The 11696-nt window shown below is 45.8% G+C and carries 10 protein-coding genes; 8 read left to right on the top strand and 2 right to left on the bottom strand.

What is annotated here, in order from left to right:
- Positions 1–223: 223 nt before the first annotated feature.
- The 8 genes from CLV93_RS19850 (at position 224) to CLV93_RS19815 (ending at position 5710) form a co-directional block, all read left to right on the top strand.
- Positions 224–937 carry a zinc ribbon domain-containing protein gene (locus CLV93_RS19850; RefSeq protein WP_106543981.1) on the top strand — a complete coding sequence of 238 codons (714 nt, stop codon included), beginning with the start codon at positions 224–226 and terminating at the stop codon, positions 935–937.
- A 60-nt stretch (positions 938–997) separates the two neighbouring features.
- Positions 998–1387, top strand: a complete 390-nt coding sequence (locus CLV93_RS19845) for a hypothetical protein (RefSeq protein WP_106543980.1) — start codon at positions 998–1000, stop codon at positions 1385–1387.
- A gap of 346 nt (positions 1388–1733) precedes the next feature.
- A complete protein-coding gene (locus CLV93_RS19840; protein ID WP_106543979.1) occupies positions 1734–2090 on the top strand; it encodes a hypothetical protein in 357 nt (118 codons plus the stop codon).
- A 162-nt stretch (positions 2091–2252) separates the two neighbouring features.
- A complete protein-coding gene (locus CLV93_RS20405) occupies positions 2253–2939 on the top strand; it encodes a contact-dependent growth inhibition system immunity protein (RefSeq protein WP_211297928.1) in 687 nt (228 codons plus the stop codon).
- 52 nt (positions 2940–2991) lie between these two features.
- Entirely contained in the window at positions 2992–3618 is a 627-nt protein-coding gene (locus tag CLV93_RS19830; RefSeq protein WP_106543978.1) for a transposase, read from the top strand.
- A 77-nt stretch (positions 3619–3695) separates the two neighbouring features.
- Entirely contained in the window at positions 3696–4748 is a 1053-nt protein-coding gene (locus CLV93_RS19825; protein ID WP_106543977.1) for a hypothetical protein, read from the top strand.
- Between the two features lie 80 nt (positions 4749–4828).
- Positions 4829–5167: a lipocalin family protein gene (locus CLV93_RS19820; RefSeq protein ID WP_106543976.1), complete on the top strand. Its 339-nt coding sequence runs from the start codon at positions 4829–4831 to the stop codon at positions 5165–5167.
- 135 nt (positions 5168–5302) lie between these two features.
- On the top strand, positions 5303–5710 hold the full coding sequence (locus tag CLV93_RS19815) for a GFA family protein (protein WP_106543975.1): 408 nt from the start codon (positions 5303–5305) through the stop codon (positions 5708–5710).
- Positions 5711–5747: 37 nt separating this feature from the next.
- Here the strand turns inward: CLV93_RS19815 and CLV93_RS19810 are convergent, their stop codons facing one another.
- Entirely contained in the window at positions 5748–8894 is a 3147-nt protein-coding gene (locus CLV93_RS19810) for an efflux RND transporter permease subunit (RefSeq protein WP_146142097.1), read from the bottom strand.
- Complete coding sequence (locus CLV93_RS19805) at positions 8891–11536, bottom strand: efflux RND transporter permease subunit (protein ID WP_170109013.1); 2646 nt, start codon at positions 11534–11536, stop codon at positions 8891–8893. Before CLV93_RS19805 ends, CLV93_RS19810 begins: the two co-directional genes overlap by 4 nt.
- Positions 11537–11696: the final 160 nt, after the last annotated feature.

Raw genomic sequence — 11696 nt, 5'->3', positions numbered from 1 at the left:
GCTACACTTATTGTTTAATCCGGAAAATTTGTATTTTTCAATTTTATCCGGAACTTACAAGTAAGTGTGCACATGCTCATGCTGGGCACACACAAAGGCTATAAGCAATGCGGGCGAAATAGTCAAATACGAAATAAAATCAATAATAAAGCATTCCGGTAGTTACGCAGGGAAAGTTTTCAAAACCCGCACTGCTCATAGCCGGAACCGTTAAGCAAAACCAATGGAAATAAATAAGCTCATATCACTCAAACCGCATCGGAATTACAAGGCAACCATTTATTCTATTGCCGTATTGGCGCTGTATATCTATGTGTATGCATTAATGGTTAAGCATACCTTCAAAAATAACTCAATCCCAACTTTCGAAGACTTCGACCTTTTCGAAATACTGGTTATTACTTTATGGTTTTTAATCATTATTTCAATCTTCTGGTCATACCGAATTGCCAAACAAACAGGAAGGGAACCTGCCACCTGGATAGTGATTGGATTTTTTACAGGCCCAATCGGACTGTTGATTCTCAGCCTTAAAGATTATCAAATAAAGAATACCGAATTGTTGGACTCTATTAAAATGACCAGGCAAGAGTATCTTAAAGAACTAAGATGCAACAGAAACAAAGATTCGGATTTCTCCAAAGGCATAGAACAAAAGTATCATCAACTACTTACTGAAAGAGCAGCCGAAATAATTACCAAAGAAAAGGTTGAAACCCTAAAAGAGTTAGTAGAAAATGGTGTTATTGACCCGGATACCGATCTGAAAGAAAAGGAAAGAATCATAAAGTTCGTTGAGCTCAATAAAATTAAAGATTCAGAAATAGAAAAATGGAATCCGGAATGGATAGACGATTCAAGCATCTGTCCCGCCTGTGGAGCCAAATTGGACAAAGAATCAAACAACTGTCTGAATTGTGGTTTGAGAATCAAATAACTGTCCTGTGGGCCGAAGCTGCCCGATCACATGCAAGTGACCATTTAAGATAAAAATACAATGAACCGTAAAACCAATATTGAAAGAGATCTGACATTTGACGAATGGAACACGCTTCCATTTGAAACGAAAAGAGAGATATGGAATCATTATTGGGATCCATATGAACCAGAGATTGGAAGGAAAACTAAAAAAGAAATAGTTGAGCGTTTCAGCAATGATTTGAAAATAGATTTTGAACAAATTGGAATCGGTTCGTTTGGCTTTGGTGTATATATGCTTTTTGTAATAGTCAAAGACTCCAAAACCAGAGTGCCCAAAAAATTTTCGGATATTCCTGTAAATAAAGGTGTGATACAGGGAGGATCAAATAACCAGAAAGTCATAGTCAAATTTGACTATGGTGGCACGATGGAAATTGATTTGACTGAAAAAATGAAAATAAAATAGCGGTATACAACCAATTGCCATATGGAAGGCAGGAGCCATTTGCCCCTAATACAAGTAGCCGTTGTGCAACACTTGAAAAAAGGCCAAAGGGATTGAAAGCACCCAAGACGAAATATAAAAATGGTTGGAAGTTTAGTACTTTAGAGCATCCTGATTACCATTGGTTATTCCAATTGAAACAATTGAGAAATTTAAAGAAATAGAGGGCAAAAGCCACAGGATTGTGCTTGTAGACAATGAGGGTGGGGAATTAATTTTTTATATAACATTGATTAATAATAAATGGTACTTGACAATTCTTGACAGAGTCTCAAGCCATTGTAGTGCATAAATAAAATAATAAAATATGAAATGTTTTAATCATCCAGATGTTGATGCAGTTGGGATTTGTAAAAACTGCAATAAAGGATTATGCAAGGATTGTTTAACAGAAGTTGAAAATGGAATTGCTTGCACTGCAACTTGTGTTGATGAGGTTAGCCAGATTAATTCTTTAATAAATAGAAGCAAACAATCCTACAAAACAGCTTCTTCAGCACACATGCGAAACGCGTATATATTTGGAGGCATGGGAGTAGTATTTATAATTTTTGGACTTCAAACTGATGGTTTAACAGGATTTCTCTCTGTTATGGGAGTACTCTTTCTGATTGGCGCCGGACTTAGTATGAATAGTGCGAAAAAGTATAAAAAAGGACAATAAAAACGACATACACCAATGTATATACAAAAGAGGCGTGACAATAGTAATTTAAGGGCTGCAGCCCGCTTCAAAGTTCTAATAGGTTGATATGTTTGAAGCCCGTAATCGCCTATGTTGCATATACTGACCGTTAAGCAACACATGAAAAAAAGGCCAAAGGGATTGAAAGCACCTAAGACGAAATATAAAAATGATTGGAAGTCCATGAGTTTAGAGAATCTTGAAAAGGACCATTGGGGTGAACCACCCCATGACAGTCATGTAGTTAAGACTTGTCATCAGCTGAGGAAGAAACCGCTAAAGGACTTTGAAACGGAAGATTTACGAATCATGATTGGTCAGAACATTGGACTGAGGTATCTAATTCCTCTGGCTCTTGAAACTTTAAGGGAAAATGTTTTAGCTGAAGGTGACTTTTACGAAGGCGACCTATTAAAGTCTGTCTTGACCAGCGACAGAGAATTTTGGAGGAAAGAAAAAGACCTTTTTACAGAACTCGAGGAAATTGTCTCGGACAATGAGCAAGTATTAAAAGAACAAGGACCTAAACTTTGGGATGCCTTTAAGGAAATGAAAAAGAAATACAAATTCAAGGAAAAACGAAATACGGCTTGCTTCACATGTATTCATGTAATGACCAAGAGCAAACCAATTTTATTTGTCAGCCATGATGATGATTCAAGTTGGGAATTTACATGTGGTGCAAATGAACACTCAGAAGAAGAGATTAAAATAATAAGCTTGGAGGAAGCGACAGATATTGATGGCTCAATAAATGAATTAGCCGATATGCCAGAAGGAGTTTGTGCTGAGAGAGAAAATATTGGAGCAAGATGGATAAAGAAATAAAGACGAATTCCAACAAACCGCCACCTCCTGGGGCCAACCCAACCATCATACCATGAACGACAAATTCCTCAATACATACCGAATACCCTCTGCCCGTTTGTCCCATTGGGATTATGGTTCGAATGCCATGTATTTCGTGACGATTTGTACGAAACACCGGGAATGTTATTTCGGGGATGTGGCCCCACCACCATTGGCCAATCCCGGTCATACGAACACCCAAAAAATGCAATTATCGGAAATCGGGTTATTGGCACAAAAATATTGGTTGGAAATCCCCATCCATTTTCCATTTGTTATTTTGGACGAATTCGTGGTGATGCCCGATCATGTGCATGGGATTATGGTCATTGATAAAACGGATACCAATGCGGATGATGATACGATGAACGGCGCGTTGGAAGTAGAGACGCCAAAATCGGTAGAGACGCCCAAATTGGGCGTCTCTACGGCGGACCCACCATCACGTACCGCCCATGCATCACAAAAATGGAATCCCGGCATATTGGGTGTCATCATCAATCAATACAAACGAATGGTGACCATCCGTGCCCGGAAAATACACGCGGATTTTGGATGGCAATCCCGGTTTCACGATCACATCATCCGGAACGATGCATCGTTGCAACAAATCCGGAAATATATTCAGGATAATCCTACAGAATGGAAAGGGGAATAACGAATAGCATGTATCGGGAATAGTTCATACCTTTCATATACCATCGATTGTCGGTTGTATGTAAAAAGCTACCGGGTATGAAAACGACCATATCAAATCAGCTCCTCCTGTTCGTTATTCTACTGTCGACACTTCCCCTGATGGGGAATGCTCAACCCGTCTATGTACCCGGCCCGGCCAACATCGATACGTCAAAATTCGCCCATATCTATTTCCTGAGAGACCGTGCAGATGAATTCCCCGACAATTGGTTGGCTGTCATCATGAATGATGATCGGGGATTTTGTGTCAAAGCCAAAATGAATCATATATACCGGGTCAACACGCTCCTGACAGGAGACACCCGGTTTCACACCAGTATTCATCAGGCAAAAGTGGAAATATCACTTCCCCTTTCTCCCGGGAAAAACTACTACGTCGAATTAAAACCGGAGAGACAAGATGATAAGAGCGTTGTAGGGAGAATGAAAATTCTGGATGAAGCAGAAGGCAAAGCCAGAACAGAGGCCTTCCCCCATACGATACAAGACCGGTATTGCATCCTGCCAATCACGGGAAACCATGATTTTCGGGAAAATGCCTGGAAAGACACGATTCGCTGGTATGCCAGTAATCAGTATGATTACAGTTTCATGCCGCTACCCTCCTGGGAGCTCATCGTAAGAACACCATCTCGCACGGCGTTTTCCTTTCGAAACAAATCAATCTCGAATACCTACTCCGAAGGCGGTGGCATCCTTTACCAGCCATTAAAAAAATGTAGTTCGGAAACCGAATTTGAAAATTACTGCCGGGGCGAATTCATCAGATCAACATTAGATAAACAACGGGATTCACTGCTCAGTTGGGAGGTGAAACCCGTTACGGTACCGGACGGAATGAAATATGCCCGAATTGTTACGATAGAAAACCGGAATATCGGTGATGACTTATCGGACGGCAAGCCACTGCTTATCCGTTCTGCCTATGTGGTTTTCTTCTGGACGGATAAGAAAAGCAAAGGAAATACAGCCTGCCTTTATACATCGGAAAGGGGACTACCCAACGAATTGCATTCTATTTCAACGTTGGAAGAGCGTATCCGATGGTCGTGGGATAGTTTTCGGTTGGTGAAGAAAAATAACGATTAGAGACGCCCATGACACCGGTGGCGAAGGCAAACCAGAATATTTTCTATATTAGTTGCCGAAAACTGTAATCAACTATCTCTATGAAAAAATTACTTTTACTTCTCCTGATCAGCTTTTTCACATTAACGTCTTCCACACCTCCAACAGAATTAATGGGAAACTGGAAAATTTCAAAAATCATCAATACGAAAACCAGGAAACAGGACAATTTCATTGACAAAATGTCTTTTAAGCAAGATGGTGTATTCGAGGCAGGTAAAGGCGACCTGGTTCAAAGCGGAACATGGTCTTTTGACGAAAACCAAAACCTGATAACACTAAATGTCGGACAACAGGATGCGCATTATAAAATTCTTAAACTTTCAAAAACAAAATTGGTTATTGAAAATTTTGAAAGTAAAATCTATTTAAAGAAATAACACCATAACCAAAACGATATCATTTTTTGCTGTGCTAACGGTTTTTATGGTTACTGTATTTTTACCACGAGTCAGGCTTTCAGCGGAGAACCACTTTCATTGGATTAAGAAATTGAAAAAAGGAGGTATTGACCTATGGAATATTTAGGTTCATGTTTATGTCGGACTGTTCAATTTAGGGTGCTAGGCGATTTCGAAGATTTTTATTTATGCCATTGTGGATATTGCAGGAAAGATACGGGTTCCGCTCATGCAGCCAATCTATTTTCAACAACAGCAAAACTTGAATGGATAAAAGGTGAAGAAGAAGTTAAGACTTTTCAACTAGCGAACACGGACCATGTAAAAGCATTTTGCACAACTTGTGGTTCGGCACTTCCTAATTTACAAATGGAAGGCAAGCTGTTAGTGGTACCTGCAGGAAGTTTAGATACTAAATTGGACAAAATACCGGATGGTCATATCTTCATCTCAAAGAAAGCGAATTGGGACGAATCACTACATACGTTTAAGAAATTCGAACGATTTCCAACAGATAATTAAATAGTAGAGACACCCAAATCGGGCGTCTCTGGTAGGATTATTTTTTTATCCGCAAAAATAACGGTAGGTAAATCAATATCGCCACCACCGAGAAGATGAGGCCGCCCATGGCGCCGGCGGCGAAGGCGAACCAGAACACCTCTTTTTGTCCCGACCAGACAAACGGTACCAATCCCAACACCGTGGAGATGATAGTCAGAAAAATCGGGATAATCTTGTGGTTGAAGGCTTTCAGGTACAACTTCAGGCTGGTGGCACCGGTGTACTTCCGGCGGAAGTTGTTGTAATCGTTGATGATGTACAGGCCGGCATTCACCACAATTCCCGACAGGAGGATAAACGAGGCAAATCCGCCCTGGTCGAAGTTGAAATCGAAGAGATAGAACGTGAGGAACACGCCAATGAATGAAACCGGAATCATGAAAATAACGGCCAGCGGTTGCAGCAGCGATTCCAGCAGAATGGAGCAGATGAAATAAATGATCAGGATAACCAGCAACAACAGGAAATACTGCGCTTTGTCCTTGCGGTTCCAGTCCCACCAATTGCTCTGGTAATCGTGTACCGAATAGCCCAGCGGCAACACCTTGGACATGGCTTTGATTTCCCGCTCGCGAATGATTTTGGCCAGCGGTCCCGGCCCCACAAAATCGTAGGCCACTATCAATTGGTATTGCTGGTTCTTCTTGTAAATATCGTTTCCCGACTTCTCTTTGGTGATTTGACCAAAGTTGGCCAGCTTCAATTGCTTCTTCCCGATTTCCACCGGTAAGTTCCGGAAATCCCACACATTGAACTTCCCGTAGGCATCCGAAACCAGCGAAACCGGCTGCAGCTCGTTGTCGTGGTACACTGGATTGAGCCGGGCTTTGTACACCTTATCCTTCAGGAAATTGTAGAACTGGTCGACCTGCACACCGTGAACGCCGAAGCCTTCGTGATTGAACGCCAGGTAGTACTCGTACAGGGTACCGCTTTGCCAACTCACGTTCCCGTCGATCTCGCTGTCCTTCACCCGCTCGTTCTTCGACAGTTTCTTTTTCAGCAATTCGGCATACCGGTACAGCTGGTCGTAGTTGTAGCCTTCCAGCACAATGTGATTGTTCTTGTACCCCGTATTCAATGCATTTGAAAAACTGCGCCCCACCCCATAAACCTGCCAATCCATTCCTCCCAGGCTGATGGCTTTCGCGGTGATATCATTCTTCAGGCGGAACGGGAAACCGGTGTTCTCGGCTTCCGGAGTGAAATGAATTATAATGGACGCATTCCGGTAGGAAGAAATGCTGGTTTGGAACTGCTCAATCTGCGGAAACTGACTGATGTAGTTCTCCATCAGCTGCATCCCCTCGTTCATCTGTTGAACGGTACACCCTTCCGGCATTCTGGCATGGACAAACATTGCCGTTCGGCGGGGTTCGGAATAGAACGAACTGTTAAACACGTACTCCGAAAAGAGGCGCAACGAGCCGCCCATCACCTTTTCGAGGACCGGTTTGGCGCTCTCAGTGAACCAGCTGCTCCCTAATGTTTTGTTATAGAGGTCGGGCCACTTCCCTTCTTTTTCGATTTTATTGGGAAGCCATTGAATGGGGATACCAAACCCGAGAATGAACAGGATGACGAAAATCCAGGTGTACCGTTTCCCGAACAGGATGAACCGCTCGTAAAAACGGGAGATGCGAATGGTTCGTCTGCGCCGCTTGAAATGCCTGACCATCTTTCCGCTCTTCAGCTTCACCTTCTCCATCAAAGCGGGGATGAAGAAGAGCGCCACGGCCATCGATACCGAGAGGTTGATCATGATGACCTGCGCAAACTCTACGAGGTTGATGCGCTGTTTTTCCTTCAGGAAGAAAATCATGCTCAATGCCCCGATGGTGGTCAGTGTGGCCGCCAGAATCGCCAGGAAGGCTTTCTTGTTTCCCTGGTGCCGGATGTGGTCGATCATGATGATGCTGTTGTCGATGATCATCCCGAAGGAGATGGTGATACCGGCCAGCGAATAGAGATGAATCTCGACGTCGAACGCATAATAGAAGATGCAGGCCACGACGAGGTTGGTGAGGATGCTAACCGTGATGAGGAAAAGGTATTTGAATTCGCGGCTGATGAGAAAGATGAAGAGCAACAAAATGACCATGGAGAAAATGGTCCGCACGAATACCTTGTCGAGTTCGTCGCGGATGTACTTCGTCGAGTCACTGGACAACAGTAGCGAATAGCCCGGCGGCAGACCGGCTTTTAACTGCGCCACCTCCTTTTTCACGGTTTTGGCCAGCCGCAGGTTGTTGACATGCTCTTCCGGGGTGATGACCATGTTCACCGTGTTCAACCCGTTGATGCGGTAATACGATGTGGGCTGTTGTTCCTGGTAACTGATTTTCGCCAAATCCCCCAGCAGAATAATGCGCCCCTGTATCTTCTTCACCGGAATATTTTGCCAGTCGATGCTATCGGACGCTTCATTTCCCAGGTAGATGCCGGTGATGGTATGCGCCTCGCTACTGACATTCGAAACCGAGCCTTCGCCCAGGTATTCCTTCCGGAAGTAGTTCTGAATGGCTTTGGCTATCTCATCGGACGAGATGCCCAGCGTCTGAATCTGGTCGCTGTTGTATTTGATTTGCCATTCGAAGGGTGTTGAACCGTACACCTTCACACCGCTGATGCCGGGAATAACCGACAGGTGCGGCACCAGGTGCTCCTCGGCATACTTCTGGATGTAATACGGGCTGGCGCTGGCATTGAGGGTATAGGTCATGATCGGCTCCTTGTTCTGGCCGCCGGTGCCCAGCGACAGTTCGGGGAACGAAACCTGCTGCGGCAAATCGCTGTACACTTGCCGGATGAGCGAAGCGACTTCGAACCGGGCCGCATCTAGGTTTACGGTCTTCTTGAACGACAAATCGATTCGCCCGGAGCCTTTCGACGACACCGACGACACATCCTTAATGCCCTTTACCGAGCTGAACAGTCCCTCGAGTTTGGAGGTCACTTCCTGCTCGATGACCCGCGCCGATGCATCGGGCCACCGGTAACTGACCGACAGTTCCGGCAACGAACGCGACGGGTTGAGTTGCACATTCAGCAACGGCAACATAGCGGCTCCGACAATCATCAGCAGGATGAACACCATGATGACGGAGAAGGACGAGAGGCGGTATTTTTTTTGTTGGCTCAAGATTCAGCAGGTTTGGTTGTTACCGAAGATTGCTCTCCTCTTTTCAAATAATAATATCCTAACGGGACGAGGTACAAGCTGACCAGTGTTCCCAGTGTCATCCCGCCAATGACCGCCAGTGCCAACGGACGTTGCAAATCGGAACCCAAACCGGAAGTAAACAGGAACGGAACCAGCGCCAGAATGGTCGTCAGGCTGGTCATCAGGATCGGCTTCAGCCTCCTGTGTCCCGCTTCGGTCATGGCCCGCAGCAGCGGATACCCTTCCTTCCGCAACTGGTTGATGGTGTCGATCTTCAGGATGGAGTCGTTGATGATGATACCGCTCATGACAATGATACCAATCAGCGACATCAGGTTGATGCCTTCGCCGTCGAGTTTAAGCGCCAGGAACGCCCCGAAAATATCGACGGGAACTTCCATCAGCACAATCAGCGGAAGCGATAACGACTCGAACTGCGACGACAGAATGAAATACAACAGCCCGATGGAGACCAGCAAAATCAGGAAGAGCTGCACCATCAACTTCCGGTTGGACAGAATGCTACCGGAAAAACTCACTTCGTAGTTGCGGTCGCCCGAAACCACTTTCCGTATCTGTTGCATTTCCGCATCGGCCTGGTTCGCCTTCACATCAAACGGCACCGGGTAATACTCTCCCTCTTTCCCGGCCACGATGGTTTTCAAATCCTGCCCGCTCGTTTCCGAGATCAGGTCACGAACCGGAATCAGCTTGTTCTTTGAATTCCGGATGAACAGACTTTGCAGGATGTTCCGGATGGTTTGCGTCTGGTCGCCCAGAATGACCGGCACAAAATCCTGGTTATCGGTAATCAGGAAGAGCTGGTTTTCGTTAAACGCGCTCTTCAGTTTGCTGTATACCGTTTTGAACGACACGTCGTACAGTAGCAGTTTGGCCGGATTCGTGCGCAACACTGTGTAGGTGTACAGGGGCAACTGCTCGATGTGTTGTTTGGGAAAGGCGGTCTGCAGTTTATCCTGTGCCCGTTCCAGGAAACTGATCTGTTTCGGACCATGGTCGTTTACCGCCCGGAGACGCGCCACCAACGGCTTCTCGTTATCGGCGAACAGCATATTGAAGATATTGCCGGCATCTTTGAACGAATAGATACTTTCGGGGTAATTCATCTGCAGGAATTGATTGGCTTTCCGGATGATCACATCCAAATCTTTCGGTTTCTTCGCCTTCAGATAGATAACCACTTCCGACGAGGAGGCCGCGCTGCTCGGGTCGAGGATGAACTGCTGTTCCCCCACCAGGCAGGTATTTTCTTTCAGCAACGGTTGAATCTGTGCCACCAGCTGCTCCGCTCTCCTCCGGTTCTCATCGATGTGGATGCGTTGATTCCAGTCGATGGTCAGCAACGTCTCGTCCTTGGTGATAGGCGGTAGCTTCGTTTTGTTCAGGTCGTGGAACAGCCAGACCGTTCCCAGCAGCAACAGGATGACAATCCCCCAGGCCATTTTCTGCTTCCGCATGACGAACCGGACCCCTTTCATGTATACCTTTTCGAAATTCAGCGAGCTGATGCGTTCCCAGAAATTGTGCTCCTTCCGGGTCTTCTCTTTCCGGTAAACCAACCGGTAGTAGACGGGTAACAAGGTAATGGATACCGCCAGCGACACCAGCAGACCGATGGTGATGGCCATCGCCTGGTCATAAAACAGCGCCCCGGTGATGCCGCTGATGAAAATCAACGGGATGAACACCGCACAGGTCGTCAACACCGAACTCAGCATCGGGCGGAATACTTCGTTGGTTCCGTTGATGCAGGCCAGCGCGAGCGGGTTAGACTCTTCATCAAACGAATCGCCTTGCTGAACGGCTTTTCGTTTCAACCGTTCGCGGTGCTGCGTGATGTTATCGATGACGATGATGGAGTTGTCGACCATCATCCCCACGCCCAGAATAATCCCCGAAAGGGAAATGATGTTGATGGAGATGTGCAGGACAAAGAAAAAGAGCATGGAGATAACCAGCGAGGTGGGAATGGTGATGCCGATGAGCAACGGCGCTTTCGGGTCCCGCATGAACAGGAACATGATGAGGAATGCGAGCAGGGCACCCCACAGCAAACTCTGGTCGAGGTTGCGGATGGAGTAATCCAGCAGTTTCGTCTGGTTGCGGGTCACGCTGAACCGGATGTCGGGATAATCTTTTTCGAAGTGAGCGACCAGTTCGTTCAGCTTGTCCTTCAGCGCCGACATCTGGGCGTCGCTCTGCTTGATAACCGCAAAGGTGACGGCGTCCTGTCCGTTGTACAGCACCTTCCCCTTTTGCTTTTGCGGATGTTCCACCACCGTTGCCACATCCTTCAACTGCAGTAACCGGTCGTTGACCTTGAAGTAGATGTCCTCGATGTCCTTCTTGTTCTGCAACGTCGACGAAAAGCGGATGTTGTACTGGTACTGCCCGTCGCGAATAAGCAGGTTCCCCAGTTTGATGTTGTTGTTCTCGATGATGGATTCCAGCTTATCCTGCGTAATACCCAATGATTCCAGTTTCCGGTTGTCGGGAATAATCAGCAACTCCGGACTCACCAGACCGCTCATGTCCACCATGGCCACCTCCGGCAACTGCTCAATCCGTTTGCGAATCACATTAGACGCAAATCGGCTCAACTCGACAAACTTTTGCGATACCGGGTAAAGCTCAGCGTTCTTATTCTCTCCGACCTTCGATTTTCTGTCCTTCCCTGAAATAGGTTGACCGGAATTAAAGGTTAAAAGCAAATGAAAGTTGAACTAAAGAAAATCCAAAGGCGGCGACATTTCAGTGACG

The sequence above is a fragment of the Prolixibacter denitrificans genome (assembly GCF_003014495.1).
Lineage (GTDB): Bacteria > Bacteroidota > Bacteroidia > Bacteroidales > Prolixibacteraceae > Prolixibacter > Prolixibacter denitrificans.
Note: the sequence above shows the minus strand (reverse complement) of the source record. Positions and strands in the feature narration are given on the sequence as shown.

Coding starts and splice junctions, on each gene's coding strand:
- CLV93_RS19850 (WP_106543981.1), top strand. CDS start 224: ATGGAAATAAATAAGCTCATATCACTCAAACCGCATCGGAATTACAAG.
- CLV93_RS19845 (WP_106543980.1), top strand. CDS start 998: ATGAACCGTAAAACCAATATTGAAAGAGATCTGACATTTGACGAATGG.
- CLV93_RS19840 (WP_106543979.1), top strand. CDS start 1,734: ATGAAATGTTTTAATCATCCAGATGTTGATGCAGTTGGGATTTGTAAA.
- CLV93_RS19830 (WP_106543978.1), top strand. CDS start 2,992: ATGAACGACAAATTCCTCAATACATACCGAATACCCTCTGCCCGTTTG.
- CLV93_RS19825 (WP_106543977.1), top strand. CDS start 3,696: ATGAAAACGACCATATCAAATCAGCTCCTCCTGTTCGTTATTCTACTG.
- CLV93_RS19820 (WP_106543976.1), top strand. CDS start 4,829: ATGAAAAAATTACTTTTACTTCTCCTGATCAGCTTTTTCACATTAACG.
- CLV93_RS19815 (WP_106543975.1), top strand. CDS start 5,303: ATGGAATATTTAGGTTCATGTTTATGTCGGACTGTTCAATTTAGGGTG.